General features: G+C 47.4%; 15 protein-coding genes and 1 other annotated feature. Of the genes, 5 read left to right on the top strand and 10 right to left on the bottom strand.

The window, feature by feature from the left end:
• Positions 1–4: 4 nt before the first annotated feature.
• The 4 genes from paaA to KH172YL63_RS02430 form a co-directional block, all read right to left on the bottom strand.
• A complete protein-coding gene (gene paaA / locus KH172YL63_RS02445) occupies positions 5–973 on the bottom strand; it encodes a 1,2-phenylacetyl-CoA epoxidase subunit PaaA (RefSeq protein WP_173104619.1) in 969 nt (322 codons plus the stop codon).
• A gap of 74 nt (positions 974–1,047) precedes the next feature.
• Positions 1,048–2,373 (bottom strand): phenylacetate--CoA ligase family protein, encoded by a 1,326-nt coding sequence (locus KH172YL63_RS02440; protein ID WP_173104618.1) that lies wholly within the window; start codon positions 2,371–2,373, stop codon positions 1,048–1,050.
• A 436-nt stretch (positions 2,374–2,809) separates the two neighbouring features.
• Positions 2,810–4,411, bottom strand: coding sequence for an MDR family MFS transporter (locus tag KH172YL63_RS02435; protein WP_173104617.1), 1,602 nt, complete (start codon positions 4,409–4,411; stop codon positions 2,810–2,812).
• A gap of 13 nt (positions 4,412–4,424) precedes the next feature.
• Complete coding sequence (locus KH172YL63_RS02430) at positions 4,425–4,877, bottom strand: MarR family winged helix-turn-helix transcriptional regulator (protein WP_173104616.1); 453 nt, start codon at positions 4,875–4,877, stop codon at positions 4,425–4,427.
• Positions 4,878–5,121: 244 nt separating this feature from the next.
• Here KH172YL63_RS02430 and KH172YL63_RS02425 point away from each other — a divergent pair, with 244 nt between their 5' ends.
• On the top strand, positions 5,122–5,967 hold the full coding sequence (locus KH172YL63_RS02425) for a YitT family protein (RefSeq protein ID WP_173104615.1): 846 nt from the start codon (positions 5,122–5,124) through the stop codon (positions 5,965–5,967).
• Positions 5,968–6,074: 107 nt separating this feature from the next.
• On the top strand, positions 6,075–6,758 hold the full coding sequence (locus KH172YL63_RS02420) for a GntR family transcriptional regulator (RefSeq protein ID WP_173104614.1): 684 nt from the start codon (positions 6,075–6,077) through the stop codon (positions 6,756–6,758).
• 326 nt (positions 6,759–7,084) lie between these two features.
• Here the strand turns inward: KH172YL63_RS02420 and KH172YL63_RS02415 are convergent, their stop codons facing one another.
• Both KH172YL63_RS02415 and KH172YL63_RS02410 read right to left on the bottom strand, forming a co-directional pair.
• Positions 7,085–8,641 carry an ABC-F family ATP-binding cassette domain-containing protein gene (locus KH172YL63_RS02415; RefSeq protein WP_173104613.1) on the bottom strand — a complete coding sequence of 519 codons (1,557 nt, stop codon included), beginning with the start codon at positions 8,639–8,641 and terminating at the stop codon, positions 7,085–7,087.
• Positions 8,642–8,737: 96 nt separating this feature from the next.
• Complete coding sequence (locus KH172YL63_RS02410; RefSeq protein ID WP_173104612.1) at positions 8,738–9,853, bottom strand: NAD(P)/FAD-dependent oxidoreductase; 1,116 nt, start codon at positions 9,851–9,853, stop codon at positions 8,738–8,740.
• 195 nt (positions 9,854–10,048) lie between these two features.
• Positions 10,049–10,261 (top strand) — a binding site (T-box leader).
• Between the two features lie 75 nt (positions 10,262–10,336).
• Between KH172YL63_RS02410 and KH172YL63_RS02405 the strand changes: the two genes are divergently transcribed.
• Positions 10,337–11,680, top strand: a complete 1,344-nt coding sequence (locus KH172YL63_RS02405; protein WP_173104611.1) for a sodium-dependent transporter — start codon at positions 10,337–10,339, stop codon at positions 11,678–11,680.
• 44 nt (positions 11,681–11,724) lie between these two features.
• On the opposite strand, the gene KH172YL63_RS02400 is transcribed toward KH172YL63_RS02405, so the two are convergent.
• Positions 11,725–12,243 carry a superoxide dismutase family protein gene (locus KH172YL63_RS02400; RefSeq protein WP_173104610.1) on the bottom strand — a complete coding sequence of 173 codons (519 nt, stop codon included), beginning with the start codon at positions 12,241–12,243 and terminating at the stop codon, positions 11,725–11,727.
• 329 nt (positions 12,244–12,572) lie between these two features.
• On the opposite strand from KH172YL63_RS02400, the gene KH172YL63_RS02395 reads away from it, so the two are divergent.
• Positions 12,573–13,535: a S8 family peptidase gene (locus tag KH172YL63_RS02395; RefSeq protein ID WP_173104609.1), complete on the top strand. Its 963-nt coding sequence runs from the start codon at positions 12,573–12,575 to the stop codon at positions 13,533–13,535.
• 52 nt (positions 13,536–13,587) lie between these two features.
• Here the strand turns inward: KH172YL63_RS02395 and KH172YL63_RS02390 are convergent, their stop codons facing one another.
• Complete coding sequence (locus KH172YL63_RS02390; RefSeq protein WP_173104608.1) at positions 13,588–13,827, bottom strand: YkuS family protein; 240 nt, start codon at positions 13,825–13,827, stop codon at positions 13,588–13,590.
• Positions 13,828–13,887: 60 nt separating this feature from the next.
• Positions 13,888–14,043, bottom strand: a complete 156-nt coding sequence (locus tag KH172YL63_RS02385) for a hypothetical protein (protein ID WP_173104607.1) — start codon at positions 14,041–14,043, stop codon at positions 13,888–13,890.
• Between the two features lie 147 nt (positions 14,044–14,190).
• Here KH172YL63_RS02385 and KH172YL63_RS02380 point away from each other — a divergent pair, with 147 nt between their 5' ends.
• Positions 14,191–14,628: a ferritin-like domain-containing protein gene (locus KH172YL63_RS02380; RefSeq protein WP_173104606.1), complete on the top strand. Its 438-nt coding sequence runs from the start codon at positions 14,191–14,193 to the stop codon at positions 14,626–14,628.
• Positions 14,629–14,661: 33 nt separating this feature from the next.
• On the opposite strand, the gene KH172YL63_RS02375 is transcribed toward KH172YL63_RS02380, so the two are convergent.
• Entirely contained in the window at positions 14,662–16,911 is a 2,250-nt protein-coding gene (locus KH172YL63_RS02375) for an ATP-dependent DNA helicase (RefSeq protein WP_332066907.1), read from the bottom strand.
• Positions 16,912–16,915 lie beyond the last annotated feature (4 nt).

Raw genomic sequence — 16,915 nt, 5'->3', positions numbered from 1 at the left:
CCTTCTAACTTACTTGACCACCAGGGCTCAGTGCTTCCCGGACCCAGGCATTGTTGTCATAAGATAATTCCCTCAAGCGGAGGCGTTCCTTGGATTTCGGCCCTTTATTGCGGATGATTTCCTTAAAGCGGTCCCAATCAGGCTGCTGATAGATCCACTGCTCTTTTTCTTCATCGAAGTACATCGTCTCATCAGGGAGCGTCAGCCCCAATGACAGCATTCTCGGCACATATTTTGTGAAAAAGTCCTGCCGCAGCTGTTCATTTGTTTTCGTCCGGATGTTGTACTTGATGGTGATATCCTGCTTGGATGAACCCGTCGTCTTCGCATCCCCCGGCCCAAAGAACATAAGGAGCGATTCCCACCATCGGTCCACCGCATCCTGAACCAGCGCCCTTTGTTCAGGCGTTCCTTCAGTGAGCGCCATGATGATCGCTTCACCGTGCTGTGCGTGGAACACTTCTTCGGCACAGATTCGCTTAAGCGCACGGGCGTATGGTCCGTATGAAGCATGAAGCATATTCGTCTGCGTGATGATTGCAGCCCCGTCAACGAGCCATCCGATCAACCCTGCATCGCCCCAGGTCGGTGCCTCCATATGAAAGACGTTATGAAATTTTAAATCTCCGGAAAACAGATCCCGCATAATATGCTCCCGCGTTTTCCCATACGGCTTCATCAGATCTTCCGCCACACGAAGCAGAAGCTGGCCGTGACCCATCTCGTCCTGTACCTTCGCCATGATCCCGAGCTTCCTTCTGAGCGTCGGGGCTTTCGGCACCCACTCCTTCTCAGGGAGCGCCCCCATGATTTCACTGATCCCGTGCATGGAAATCAACTTGATCAAAGCATTCCGATACTCATCAGGCATCCAGTCATCCGCCTCGATTTTAATATCATTTTCGATTTTATCCATGAAATGAGCCATACGCTCTTCTTCAGTCAGCTGTTGATTCGATAATATGTCAGTCATTCCAAACCCTCCTTTATCACACTGTCATCACGTGCAAAGCAAAAGTCGTGATAACTTTTTTATTCAAAAAAAATTTATTGGAACATAGCCTCTTCCCTTAAATCTACAATCCTGATGGCTTTCCCTTCTGAACGGGGTATCTCTTTCGGTCCCCTGATGTTCACTTCCATGGAAACGTAGCAGCGATCTTTCATCAGGCTTTTCACTTTAGACTTCAGTCGTTCCATATTTTCGTGATGTAAATCTTTATCCATGCCCATGAAGTATTCATCCGTGACCTCGACCTGCAACTCGACTACATCGAGTGCACCGTGTTTTTTGAGATGAACCTGATAATGGGGAGCGAGTTCTTCGACCTGGAGGAGATGATGTTCCATCTCGGACGGAAATACGTTCACACCCCTGATGATGAGCATGTCATCGACCCTGCCCTTCACACGGGACATCTTCACCGTCGTCCGGCCGCATCGACATGTGCCATGCTGGATCGAAGCGATATCACCTGTCCTGTAACGGATGATCGGGAACGCTTCTTTCGTTAAACTCGTAAACACAAGCTCTCCTGTTTCCCCTTCCGGCAGTGGTTCCAATGTATCCGGATCGATGACTTCCACGAGGAAATGATCTTCTGCGATATGCAGTCCGTCCTGTACCTCATGACATTCCATCGCCACTCCCGGTCCGATGATTTCACTCAGCCCGTATATGTCGCATGCCTTGATCCTAAGTTTTCCTTCAAGCGTCTTCCTCATCGCATCCGACCATGGCTCAGCCCCGAATATCCCGTACCGCAACGAAAGGGATGCAGGGTCCTTTCCGTCCGCTTCCATCGTTTCCGCTAAATTGAGTACGTATGACGGGGTGCCGCAGATGACCGTCGGCTGAAAATCTTCCAATAAGGTAATCTGCCGGGACATGTTCCCGCCTGAAACCGGTACGGTGATCATCCCGAGCTTCTCGCTTCCATAATGAAGACCCAGTCCACCTGTAAACAGACCATACCCGTAGGCATTATGGAGAACCTCTCCCGGTTTCCCCCCTGCCATCGCAATCGAACGGGCAACAATATCACCCCACATATCGATATCACGCTGGGTATACCCCACCACAGTCGGCTTACCGCTCGTACCCGACGAAGCGTGCACCCTCACCATTTCCTCACGCTTCACCGCAAACAGACCGAACGGATAATGATTCCGAAGATCTTTCTTATATGTAAGCGGTAACAATTTTAAGTCTGCCAAAGACTTGATGTCCCCCGGACTCAGTCCCCTCTCATCAAACTGCTTCCGGTAAAAAGGCACCCGTTCATACACATACGACGCAACATATTGAAGTCTCTCCAGTTGAAGGCGTTCCATTTGCGAGCGACCGGCTGTTTCAATCTCATGCAAAATCAACGTATGAGCCCCCTTCTATAAAAATATATTTATATAACGTTATTTATTCGCATGTGTAAAATCGTGTTATATTTAACTACTCAAAAGATAACGTGTCTGTGTAAAATTGTCAATATATTTTCAGAAAATTAAATAATTGGTTGAGGGTGTGGTGAGTTGAGATGGGGTCAGTTTTTTCGTTTCATATTGGGTTCGCCGTTAAAATCCTGATTTCGCCGTTATATTTGAAATATCGCCGTTAAAATCAGATTTTCGCCGTTATATCCGGGATTTCGCCGTTAAATTGAAAATTTCGCCGTTACCCTGACATAACAGCATCCCTCACATTTATAAAAGCGTCCTCCTAAATGGAAAATCACCTTCCCAAGAACAAAATCGACCAAATCCGTAAAAAAATCCTGCTTTGAGTGACGTCAAAGCAGGATTTCATCAACATTTATTCAGTTGCCGGTTCAAGTACGGGTCCTTCTTGGGACGCTTCTTCTTTTAATTCTTTATCACGTTTGATTTTTCCATTTCCGACGGACAGGGCGACGCCTACGCCGATGGCGATGAAGATCAAGCCTGACAGGAATACGCTCGTGAAGGCGTCGGACCATGCTGTTTCAATGGAGGCGATGACGATGCTGCCGATTTCTTTCGGTACTTCGAGCAGCCCTGGTGTGACGAGCAGGCCGAAGAGTGCATCTGTTTTCTCGCTTAAGCCTGTAAGGATCTGGGCAGCTGCAGGATTCTGCTGCTGTTCCGCGACTTCTTTCATATTATCTTGAAGTGACTGGTTCATGACTGCGTTCAGTACAGTGATTCCGATCGTCCCCCCGATGGAACGGAAGAAGGTGGCCGATGATGTGACGGCACCGAGGCGTGATTTCGGGAACTCATTCTGGACGGCAATCATGAGTGTCGGCATGACAAGCCCCATACCGAAGCCCATGACGATCATGAACATATAGGCTGTGTATTCTTTGGAATCCGGCCCCATCGTACTCATCAGGAAGAATCCGACGACCGTGATCAACATTCCTGTTGTGAGGACGGTACGGTATTTAAGTTTCAGTAATAATCTGCCGCCGATGATACTTGCCATGATGAGGGCGATCATCATCGGTGTCATTGTCGATCCTGCCTGTGTCGGTGTTACGCCGAGGATACCCTGCATGAACATCGGCACGAACATGATCGCTCCGAACATCCCGAGTCCCAACAGGAAGCCGAGGGCATTCGTTGTTGCAAACACACGGTTTTTAAACAAGCTTAAATCAAGGATCGGTTCTTTCGCTTTCTTTTCGATATATCCAAACAGGACGAGCAGGAGGAGAGATCCCCCAAACAGCATGAAGCTTGTTGCTGACGTCCATCCGAATTTGTCCCCGCCGAAGTTCAATCCGATCAACAGCAGGACGAGCGCCGGGATGAGGGTGATGATCCCCAGGTAATCAATGCTCACTTTGTCTGTAGGACGGCCAATATTTTCGTTTTTCAGCCCGACGAATAATAGAAGGGCAGATAATACACCAAATGGTACGTTGATCAGGAAGATCCAATGCCAGCTGATCGTATCGACGATGAATCCGCCGATGAAAGGGCCGATGACGGAGCTTAATCCGAATAATGCCCCGAACACACCTTGCCATTTGGCACGCTGTTCAGCGGTGAAGATATCTCCGATGATCGTTTGGGAAAGGGGCATGATCATTCCTCCGCCGATCCCCTGCAGTCCCCGGTAAAGGACAAGCTGCTCCATGGATGTGGCCGTGGCACAAAGACCCGAACCGATGATGAAAATGACGACGCCGATTAAATACAGCAGGCGTCTTCCGTATAAGTCTGATAGTTTTCCGACAATCGGTGTCACCGTCGTGGATGTGATCAGGTAAGCGGTCGTCACCCACGCAAAGATGGAAAATCCGTTCAATTCAGCGATGATTGTCGGCATCGCTGTACCGACGACGGTTTGTTCAAGGGCGCTGAAGAACATCCCGATGATCAAACCTGTCAGCACCAAGCGTCTGTTAATCCCTGGTTGTTGCACTGTCATATTGATTCTCTCCTTATTCTGTTATGTTCTCTACAGCTCTGGCCAGCTTTTCGTAAATCGTTACAAGCTGGCTCACATCTTCTTCGTCCAAGTATGAAAGGTAGCGTGAAAACACTTCCCTTCTCATATCCTTCGCTTTCATGAATACTGCCTGACCTTCAGGCGAAAGCTTTAAATTGACAATTCTCCTGTCATTTTCGTCCCTCTCCCTGATGACCAGGTCACTCTTCAATAAGCGGTCGATCATGACGGTGATGGCACTCGGCTTCACTTCCAGCTTCTCCGCCAGTTCCGTTGACTTGGTTCCGTCGGATGCCGACAGGAGCGAAAGGATATAAAACTGGGGAACGGTCAGATTCATCTCTTTCAACCGAGTGGACATTTCCTGCTGGATCTGCCTGTTTGACACTTGAAAAGCAGTGAACAGGCGATCTATATACGAATGTTGGATATGTTCAGAATCCACTGTAGCCCTCCATTTCAGTTCAACCAATTAATATTTAACTTACTTAAATATTAATGAGGTGTTCCAAATAAGTCAACATTTTTTTTCGTCAAATCCCCTTCTGTAAATAGTCAGAAAACATCCATTTTAAAAACTTTTATAAGAAAATGCTTTCACAGAAATTTATCATTTACATCATGTTTTTCACTCTTTATAATCGGGTTGATTGTTTTTCAAACTACCGTTACTGAAAGGAGCTTGCTCCATGATGAAACAAGTTCAATCCTTATTAAATATAGCGCTTGGTGCGTTTTTGATCGCACTGAATATACATTTTTTCCTGTCACCGAATAAAGTCGGAACAGGGGGCACGAGCGGAGCAGGCATCGTTCTCGCCCAGTTCATGGACTTGCCTGTCGGCGTCATCATGTTCACACTTGATATGCTGTTGTTCCTGCTCGGATTACTCTTGATCGGTCCGAGTTTCGGGATAAAGTCGGTATTCGCAAGTCTGACCCTGAGCGGAATGGTGTGGGGATTGGAAGCTTTCCATCCTCTTACGAACCCAATCGGCCATGACGTGCTCATCCAGATTGTGATCGGGACGCTCATCGGGGCCATCGGGGTCGCATTGATCTTTAATCAGGAAGCATCCGCAGGTGGAACCGGGGTGCTTGCAAAGATTATCCACCGGTTCACCGGACTTGATCTCGGAAGGGCCGTTCTCGCTTCAGACATCCTGATCGTCGTTGCATCAGCATGGTTCTTCGGGCTGCAGATCGGATTGTACGCATTCTTCGGACTGTTGCTGAAAGGCATGATGATCGACCGGACGCTTCAATTTTTCAATGAAAACAAAGAAGTCGTGATCATCAGTGAGCACAGTGAAGAAATCAAGGACTTCATCGTCGGCGATCTGGAAAAAGGCGCGACGGTCCATTCTGCCAAAGGTGCTTTTTCAGATGACCAAAAAGAAGTCATCACCACCATCGTCGGCCGGAAGGAATTCTCCAGATTGAAGTCTTACATTCAATCCACTGATGAGAAAGCTTTTATCACCGTTCATACGATGAACGAAATTTGGGGTCAAAACTTTAAATCATTCGCTTAAGAGGCTGGTTCTTTCAGGTGTCTTCACGATAGAGGACACCTGATTGTGGATCAGCCTCTTTTTCATATATGATAGAAGTAGGAAATTAGATTGAATGGATGATGATCGTGAAGAAAAGACAAACAACAGAGCTGAGGGTTTATGGACATTTAAAAGACGCGCTGCTCGCAAGGAAGATTGCACCGGGAACCCAGCTTGTCGAGCAAATCATTTCTGAGAAAATGGAAGTGAGCAGGACACCTATCAGGCATGCGCTGAAACGGCTGGAAGCAGAAGGGCTCGTTCAGATCATCCCGAACCGGGGTGCCTTTGTCGTCCACCCTTCCAGGGAAGAAATCATTTCTTTCTTTGAACTAAGAAAAGAAATAGAGTTCCTCACCGTGAAATACGGTCTCCCAAAAGTGAAAAAGTCCGATATCCCGAAGCTGTATACACTTCTTGAAGAAGAGCAGGAAACCTACAGACAAAAAGATCTGTTGAAATATGTCGAGTTGAATAAGCAGTTCCATTTGTTTCTTGCCGAAGTGAGCGGGAATAAATTCCTCACCCGTTATATGGACGAAATGCTCACACAGTCCAACGTGTACCTGTTTTTATTCGATGTATTCTATCATATCGAGCCAGGGGAAAATGTCCGTTCGAGGGAACATGAGGACATGGTGAAGGCAATCGAAAACAAGGATGGCCAGACGCTCCTTGAATTGATCGATCTTCATATGAAGCACAGTTTCGATGATCTCCGCCTTGAGGATAATGGGTATTCCACCTTGGAGGAAGTGTTGGAGGAATAGATTAAAAAGCCTCATCCTGCATGTGATCATGCTGGATGAGGCTTTTTTGTCATTGGATTTCTTCGTATACATTGATGCTTGTAAACAAGCGAGCGGTGGTTGATTTCCGCTCCAGATGCTCGCTTTCCGCGGGGCTGGTGGTGAGCCTCCTCGGCTTCGCCTGCGGGGTCTCACCTTTCCAGCGTTTCCCGCAGGAGTCGAGCATCTTCCGCTACAATCAACTGACTAAGGCAGTGCACAACGGTAATCAAGTACATTGAACTTTACTGATTTGCCAGGCCCTATTATAGTCAAACAACAACAATCTATGCGTAAAAGCCTTGTCATTAAAATAATTTTGTCGTCCAGTCTTCACAGTTCCATACTTCTGTGGCGACATCGAGATAGAAATCCGGTTCGTGACTGATGAGGAGGACGGTGCCTTTATATTCCTTCAGGGCACGCTTCAATTCTTCTTTCGCCTCGACGTCGAGGTGATTGGTCGGCTCATCGAATACAAGGACGTTCGATTCTTTGTTCATCAGCTTGCAGAGGCGGACTTTCGCCTTCTCCCCGCCGCTCAGCACCTCGACCTTGCTTTCGATGTGCTTGGTCGTCAAGCCGCATTTCGCCAGGGCAGCACGGACTTCTGCCTGATTGAAGGATGGGAACTCATTCCACACTTCTTCAATACAAGTCTGATTATTCTTCGTCTTGATCTCCTGCTCGAAATATCCGATATGAAGATAGTCTCCAAGCTCCACAGAACCAGAGATCGGTTTGATTTCTCCCAGAATACTGCGCAGTAACGTCGTTTTCCCGATTCCGTTCGCTCCGGAGAGGGCAATCTTTTGACCACGTTCCATCTTCAGGTTGAGTGGCTTGGACAACGGCTCGTCATACCCGATCACAAGATCCTTCGTCTCAAAGATGACCCTGCCTGCTGTTCTCGCCAGTTTGAAATTGAATTCGGGCTTCGGCTTCTCGGCAGCCAGTTCGATCACGTCCATCTTATCGAGCTTCTTCTGACGTGACATGGCCATATTCCGTGTTGATACCCGGGCTTTGTTGCGGGCAACGAAATCCTTCAGCTCGGAAATTTCCTGCTGCTGTCTCTTGAAGGCAGACTCTAGCTGCTGCCTCTTCATTTCATGAACCCGTTTGAATTCATGATAGTCACCGGCGTAACGGTTCAATTCCTGATTTTCCATATGATAGATCAGGTTGATGACACTGTTGAGGAACGGGATATCATGTGAAATCAGGATGAATGCATTTTCATATTCCTGCAGGTAGCGCTTCAACCAGGTGATATGCTGCTCGTCTAGATAGTTGGTCGGCTCATCGAGAAGGAGGATGTCAGGCTTTTCAAGCAGCAGCTTGGCAAGCAGGACTTTCGTGCGCTGTCCGCCACTCAGGTCGTGGACATCCTTCTCCAATCCGATATCGTCCAATCCTAGACCACGTCCGATTTCTTCCACCTTCGCGTCAATGATATAGAAATCATTGTTCGTCAAAGCATCCTGAAGCGTGCCTGTTTCTTCAAGCAGCTCTTCCAGCTCTTCAGGAGAGGCATCTCCCATTTTGGCAAACAGGTCGTTCATTTCCGTTTCCATATCAAATAAATATTGAAATGCCGTCTTCAGTACGTCACGGATCGTCATCCCCTGCTTCAGCTTGGCATGCTGATCCAAATATCCGATCCGGATCCGCTTCGCCCATTCGACTTTCCCTTCATCAGGCTCAAGCTTTCCGGTGATGATATTCATGAATGTCGACTTTCCTTCTCCATTGGCACCGATCAAGCCGATATGTTCACCCTTTAATAGACGGAAAGATACGTCGTTAAAAATCGCACGGTCACCGAAACCGTGGGTTAAATTTTGCACTGTCAATAAACTCATATCGTAAACACCTTTTCTTCCTATTCTTAAATTCGCTCTCTCTATTATAAAGGTCATTTCCCACAGAAGATAGAGGGAAATGACTGGGGTTTCCCTTTACTCGACTGCCCCCGCCACATCATAATCTGCAGGGTCGAGCTCAGTCGGTTCACCGAGTACAAGTCTTGCGAGCTCTGCGCCAAGGTAGGGACCGACCGTCAGTCCAGATGCTCCGAGACCATTGGCGACCCATACGCGATGAAGCCCGGGCATCGCTCCGAAAACCGGCAGAAATCCAGGGGTGAACGGACGGAAACCGACTCTTGTCTCGACGACCGTACCATCACCGATCCCCGGGGCGACCCCCATCGCTTTATGAAGCACTTCATGTATTCCCCCTGCCGTCACCCGCCTGTCAAACCCGGCATCATTTTCATGGGTCGCACCTGCCACGACTTTCCCTTCAGGAAACGCAAGCAGGTATTGATCATTCGGAGGCATGACAACCGGCCAGTCCCCGGTTTCTTCATTACTCACCTCGAGATGGAGGATTTGCGCTTTTTGGGAGGAAACGAGGAAGTTGATCCCCAAAGGCTGAAAGAGTTCGCCGGCCCAAGCACCGGCTGTCACAATGACACCGTCTGCTTCCAGCACTTCCTCCCCGACGTTCACGCCTGTGATTTCTTTATTCTCGCATCTGAGGGATGCATCCCCGCAGCGGACCGTAGCGCCATGCTTTTTCGCCCCGTTCAATAAGGCATCACGCATCCTTCTGCCATCCACCCGGGCAGCGCCGCTGACGTGAACGGCCTTGAATTCTTCAGACAGGAGCGGGAAGCGCTGCCGCGTCTCTTCCGATGTCAAAAGGGTAAGTTCCCCGATTTCAGGCGCTTCCTCCCGCCGCTTCTCTGCCCGCTCTATCATTTTCTGAAGCTTATCTTCATCGGTATGAAGGGAAACCGCCCCTACACGCTTATAGCCTGTCTCTGTCTCACCGTCCGCTTCAAGTTCACGGATGATCTCCGGATAATACTTCGCCCCGCCTTTTGCCAGACGGTACCACACTTTATTCCTGCGCTGAGACAGCCATGGACAGACAATCCCCGCTGCTGCATCCGTTGCCTGCCCCGGCTCCTGCCTGTCAACGATCGTGACCCGCGCCCCGGCCTTGGCCAGATGATATGCCGTAGACGCACCCAGGATGCCTGCGCCGACGATAATATATGATTTCATATGTAAAACACCTTTTCATTGGATTTTTCTTTTATTTTACTTGAGAAGATAACGGAACTCAATGAAGGTCCACTGTCTCTAACCCCGCCCCCATCACCAGAAACATCCATCAATTCCAGACAATTCTCACACCTTTTTCCGAAATACATTGACAAGTCGTTTTGATTCATGATAAAAATTGAATAACCTAATATTGAATAAGCTTTGAAGGAAAGACAGTAGCAGACATTTCCCTGTGGAAGAGAGCCGGTGGTTGGTGTGAACCGGTACACAAATGTTTTGTGAATTTCGATTCCCGAGCTTCTTTTGACGAGATCAAAAGACGGTGAATGCCGTTATGTGCGAAGAGTGATGAGAACTTGTTTCTCATAACTAGGGTGGTACCGCGATATCCAAATCGTCCCTACGATATGTAGGGGCGATTTTTTTATTTGTCTGAAATCCCCTGCCCGCACATCAATACAATCAGAAAGGAGAAAGAATATGAGTCAGCGTGAACAATGGTCATCGAAAATCGGCTTTATCCTGGCGGCAGCCGGGTCTGCAATCGGATTGGGGGCCATATGGAAGTTCCCTTATACTGCCGGGCAAAATGGAGGCGGAGCATTCTTCCTGATCTTTATCCTATTTACTTTATTACTCGGTCTTCCATTACTTCTTGCCGAATTTTCAATCGGCCGGACTGCCGGCAGCAATGCAGTCGATTCCTACCGGAAAATCGCCCCTGGTTCCAAATGGCACTGGGTCGGAAAACTTGGGATGGCGACGTCCTTCATCTTACTTTCCTTCTACAGTGTAATCGGCGGTTGGATTGTGGTGTATTTATTCAAAGCCGTAACGGGACAATTGAATCACCTTACATCCGATGAATACGCCGAGGTGTTCGGTGCGACGATCTCAAACCCTGTTACAAGTGTATTCGTTCAGTTCCTGTTCATTTTGATGACCATCATCGTGGTTGCAAAAGGCGTACAGAAAGGAATTGAACTGGCGAGCAAAATTATGATGCCGGCTTTATTTATTTTATTTATCCTTTTAGTCATCCGTGCCGTCACACTTGATGGCGCCCTTGAAGGGATCACCTTCCTGCTGCAGCCGGATTTCTCTAAAGTGACGTCACAGACGATCCTAGAAGCGATGGGGCAATCGTTCTTCACATTGAGTGTCGGGGTATCAGTAATGGTGACCTACAGTTCTTATTTACCGAAAACCCAGAGTCTGCCGAAGTCAGCCATCTCGATTGTCGGGATGAATATCTTCATCGTACTGCTCGCAGGCTTGGCCATCTTCCCTGCCGTCTTTTCATTCGGCTTGGAGCCTGGTGCAGGTCCGGTACTGTTATTCAATGTACTGCCTACGATCTTTAGTCAATTGCCTTTCGGAATGTTCTTCTTCATCGCATTCCTTGTCCTTTTCTTATTCGCAGCGTTGACTTCTGCATTCTCCATGCTTGAGATCATCGTGGCGGTCATTGCAAAGGGAGAAGCACAGGAGCGTAAAAAGTGGTCCTGGATCATCGGTCTGGCCATCTTTGTCTGCGGGATTCCTTCTGCGTTATCGTTCGGGATTCTCGGTGATGTCACCCTGTTTGGAAAAACGGTCTTTGACCTGGCCGACTTCGCGGTCAGCAATGTCCTGCTTCCGATCGGAGCATTACTCATTGCGCTATTCGTGCCGATGAAAATGAAGAAAACAGCTCTATACGAAGAGTTAAAGCAAGGAAGCGGCTTGAAAAAGGGATTATTTGAAACTTGGTTCTTCCTCATCCGCTTTGTTGCACCGATCCTGATCGTTGTCGTGATGCTTGATGTGCTTGGTGTATTTTAATTGAATGTAAATAGGTCGACTCTTTATAGGGTCGACCTTTTCTATTACATCCCATACCCCATGACCACGCCGCACGCCAATCTCTTTCCTGCATCACCCGAAGGCTGTGAACGGAAGTCGTCGGGGTTTTGATGGATGATGATCCCTTTGCCGATCACTTCCCCCACATTGAATTTATTAGTGAAAAAAGACATTTTTGCGTAACCGTCGTTTGAAAAAAGGACCGGGAAATCCCCTGCATGATTCCCATGTGGCTGCTTTGCCGGATTCCAGTGACCCCCTGCCGCTTTAAATGGTTCTGACGGATCCCCTATATCACACACACCGTTTTCATGAAGATGAAATCCATGAGGACCGATTGGCTTTTGTCCCCCCTCTCCTGCTTGATAAGCAGGCAGTCCCGTCACCTCCGCAAATACCTCCACCCCATTGTGCATTTCCCGAAAGAATACAAATCCCTTCAGACCAGGAGCCAACGGCCCTCCCTGAATATGGGCGTAAGCCATCTTCGGTACATTCCTGTAATGGACATATGCAGGATAACCGTATTGATAATAATCCATATTCACTTCCCCCTCCCATCCTTATATTTTATGTATGAAAGCAGACCGTCATGTTGAAAAAGACGGTACTATAAATTTAAACAAACGTTTGATTAACTTCTGAAAACCCTTGTATATATGGGTTTACAGGACTAATCAAACGTTTAGTTAATTTTTCATACCCTGAATTGAACCGCTTCTGCAGCTGCTCTTTATTTCTTGGTTTAACGAAAGAATTTTTATTGGTTTTATTTACCTATTACCATTATCCCTTTTCATTTCGTCCAAAAAATGTTATATTTTCAGAAACTTCTGATTTCTAATCTACAAGAATTTTAGGAGGGATGAAAATGCAGGGTGAAATGAGGTTAATTCCATACTTCACGCATGAAATAATGGTTGATGCTAACGAAATTCCTAAAGGGATCGATCTGATCCAGGCCCCAAGCATGTGGAAGAATGGGTGTAAAGGAAAAGGGATGACGATTGCCATCCTCGATACAGGCTGTGACATGAATCATCCTGATCTTACAGGGAAAGTAAAAGCATTCCGGAATTTCACCGATGACGATGACGGAGCAGAAGATAACGTGACCGATTACAGTGGCCACGGCACACATGTGGCCGGCACAATCGCCGCCCGGGAAAACGGGGACGGCGTGATCGGTGTTGCACCATTGGCTGATCTTGTGGTGATCAAAGTACTTGCCGGCAACCGGGGAAGCGGTCAATACGACTGGATCGTTAACGGCATAATGTATGCGATCGAGCAAAAAGTGGACATCATATCCATGTCACTCGGCGGTCCTTCTGACTATGCCCCGCTCCACGATGCCATCAAACAGGCAGTGGCTGTGAATATTTCCGTCGTCTGCGCCGCAGGGAATGAAGGTGACGCCAACAGCGACACCGACGAGTTCTCCTATCCGGCTTCATACAATGAGGTCATATCCGTCGGGGCCATTGACCTTCAAAGAAAATCGTCCTACTTCACCAATTCCAACAATGAAGTTGATTTAGTGGCACCTGGGGAACAAATCCTGTCGACAATCCCAGGTGACAAGTATGCTAAACTCAGCGGAACCTCCATGTCTGCACCCCACGTATCCGGGGCACTTGCCCTTATCAAAGAGTATGAACAGATTTCATTCGACCGGACGCTCTCAGAGTGTGAAGTATATGCACAACTCATCAAGCGGACGGTGCCGATCGGTTTCCCAAAAACGCTGGAAGGGAATGGACTGCTGTTCCTGACAGCACCGGACCTTTTACGGGAGCATTTGAGGAACCAGCCCCTTGCACATATCGGATAAATGAATCCATAGAAAAAAGGACGGCGCGCCGTCCTTTTTTCTATGCTTAATCTTAATGAAGTCTGCTTTCGACTTGCTGACAGATTTGATCTGCACTTAATCCGCTCGCTTCAATGACAGGACCTTGGGTTGCCACGTTTTGAATGCCCATGACGTTCGAATCCATCCCGGTCACGATACAGCAGTCACATCCGTTTGCATCTGACTCCTGTTTAAGCTCGACTACATCATGCCCTTTTTCACGCAAGGCCTGTACGACGTTTTGTAAGGATTGTTCAACACCAATTCTCATGCCTTTACACCTCCTGTTTCTACATATAGTTTTTCTTTTGACGAAAAAGATATTCGTCGATTATTTTTTATTTACCTGTGTCCCACTTTTTTTCTGACTGTAACTTTTCCCGCTTGTCACACCGCTGTCTGATGCAAATTCCACATCATTCTTTGCTTTTTGTTTCGCAAGCTGCTCAGATGTTTGGTCCATACTTTTCTTTCCCTGTTTAGACATATCATCCCTCCTCGCACTTTTATAGAATTAGAATCCCCACTTTCAGACAAAATATTTGAAGGAGCCGAGATTCCAATCAGTATGTTTATTTTTTTCGGTGCCGGGTAAATCATGTATATAACAAAAATCAAAAGGGTGGTATTTTACATGGATCAAGCAAAATTAAATGAATTGATTGAAGGTTTAAATGAAGATTTAGCAAATGAATATGCTGCAGTTATCCTTTATACAAATTACGCTGCCGTAGTCAGCGGTTTATATCGACAAGTATTAAAGCCTTTCTTTGAACAAGAAATCCCAGACGAGCAGGGACACGCTTTATACCTGGCGGAGAAAATCAAAACACTGGGCGGACAGCCGACAACGACGCCTGCTCCTGTTAAGCAGACTGACAATGTGAAAGAAATGCTGGAAGAAGGCCGCAAAGCAGAAGCGGATACGATTGAGCGCTATAAAAAGCGTAAAGAACAAGCAGAAGAATTGGGCCTTGTCGAGCTTGGCATCAAACTTGATGATATGATCGCAGACGAAACGCATCACCTTGAGGAATTTGACCGTTTATTGAAAGACCCTTCTTTCAACTGATAAATAAAAGACCGCTCCCGGGAGCGGTCTTTTTTATGTGTGGATGTTGAAATTCATCCATTCTTCAAGGAGCAGCGACTGGTATTTAGGTGACAAGTACCGGTCATCAATCAGTTTCAGTACGCCACGGTCTTCCTCGGACCGGATCAGCCTCCCCCCTGACTGAAAGACTTTATTCAATCCGGGATAGACATAGGCATAATCATACCCGTTGTGCCCCCGCTCATTAAAATGATCCTTGATGATTTCCTGCTCCATATCAGGCTGGGGCAAACCTACACCGATGATGATCACGCCTTCAAGCCGGTCTCCCTTCAGATCGATTCCCTCTGAGAAGATCCCGCCCAATACAGCGAACCCAATGACAGGACACTCCCTGCCGCTCCTGAACTCTTCGAGGAACTTTTCCCGTTCAGATTCGGTCATATTCGGCTCTTGCATCATCAAGACCGCATCCGTCATATCCATTCTCCCGTAGGCCTCCTTCATATAGGCATAGGAGGAAAAGAAAACAAGGTAATTCCCGGTATGCCGGCGGAATGTCTCTTCTATGGAAGAGATGATTTTTGGGAGGGTCCGTTCCCGATCCTTGAACCTGGTCGAAATCGGGTGGATACCGACCTGCCATTGTTCCCTTTCAAATGGCGAAGGAATCAAGAACCGGTAATCCTCTTCCCCTCCACCCAATTGCTGAAAGTAATAAGAAAAAGGATGAAGGGTGGCGGAGAAAAACACCGCAGAGGAATAGTGTTTTGTTGTCTGCTTAATCAGTGTTGAAGGGTCGATACAATAGATTTTCACTTCCACATCATTGTTGTTCCGGTTGATGATCAAGCGATGGTTCTCAGAAAAAAGGTGAGAGATCCTGATAAAGGCAAGGGCATCGAAATACAGCTGCAGAAACTCCTCCGGCCATTCTCCGTCCCCTTCCGCAAGAAGCTTCTCTGCGATTTCAACAAAGAGTTCCAACGCTTCGATCAGTTCCATATCCAGATCCTCCCGAACGTCCTCCCCCGGGTCCTTTTTCAGCCGGAGGAAATGTTTGTTGATTCCGGTCAGACTGTCCTTCAGCGCCGGGTGCCCGGGATACCGACGTTTCATTTCCAGGAAAGCTGATTTTTTCACGGAGGCTGAGTACATCTCCCTTCCTCTCCCGACAAGATTATGAGCTTCATCAATCAGAACCGTTGTCCTTTTTTTCCGGTCCTCTCCCATTCTTTTCAATGAAACCTTTGGATCGAAGAGGTAGTTGTAATCACAGATGACCCCGTCGACCAGATAGGAAAGATCGATCGAGTATTCAAAGGGACAAACTCTATGCTTTCTCGCATACGTCTCAATGACTGGTCGGGTGATGATACTTTCATTCTTCAGGATATCGATCAGTGCATCGTTGATTCGATCATAGTAGCCATTTGCAAACTCGCAATATTCTTTCTGGCAGATCGTCTCTTCTTTAAAACAGATTTTATCTTTTGCCGTGATTGTAACCGTCCGATGGGACAAACCCCCTTTTTCCAAAAGGAGAAGCGCTTCTTCTGCAACTGTCCGGGTAATCGTTTTTGCCGTTAAATAAAACCAATGGGAATCAGCCTCCATCGCTTTGATGGTTGGGAACAGGGTGGAAATGGTCTTGCCTGTTCCGGTAGGCGCGTTCGCATAAAGGGTCCTGGATTCAGAAACCGTTTTGTACACGGCACCGGCGAGCTTTTTCTGCCCTTTCCGGTAGTGAGGAAAAGGAAAGGAAAGATTTTCGATGCTGTTCTTCTTATTTTTCTGATTCTCAAGTCTTACCCGGGCAAATGGCGTATAAGCGATCAGGATCTCGTTCACGATGAGTTCAAGCTCTTCCACCCCATACATTCGGTTGAATGACTTCGTATTTTCCGACTCGACTTCGATATAAGTAAGCTGAACCCCTACATGAGAGAGCCCTTTTTCCTTCGCCAAAAGGTATGCGTAACATTCCCCTTGCGCCCAGTGGACACGTGAACCGGAGTCGATTTCTTCCAGCTTCCTTGCCGTGGATTTGATTTCTTCCACTACCACGCTTCCCTCTTCATAATGGATGCCGTCACACCTGCCCTCGAGCTGGTAGGAAATCTCTTCGATCTCTTTGACCCCCTTCAGAAATACCTCTTTTTCATCGCCGTCCTTGTATTCCTTTTGCAGCTTCTGATGGAGTCTGGTTCCGATCGTCATGGAAGACCTGGATTGGAAGCGCGCATCGATGCTTCCTTCCTTGTATACAAATTCAACCAGTTCCCTGACAGAGATTTTCATGTTC

The sequence above is a fragment of the Bacillus sp. KH172YL63 genome (genome assembly GCF_011398925.1).
Classification (GTDB): domain Bacteria; phylum Bacillota; class Bacilli; order Bacillales; family Bacillaceae_B; genus Rossellomorea.
The sequence above is the reverse complement of the archived record's forward strand: the minus strand, read 5'-3'. Positions and strand labels throughout refer to the sequence as shown.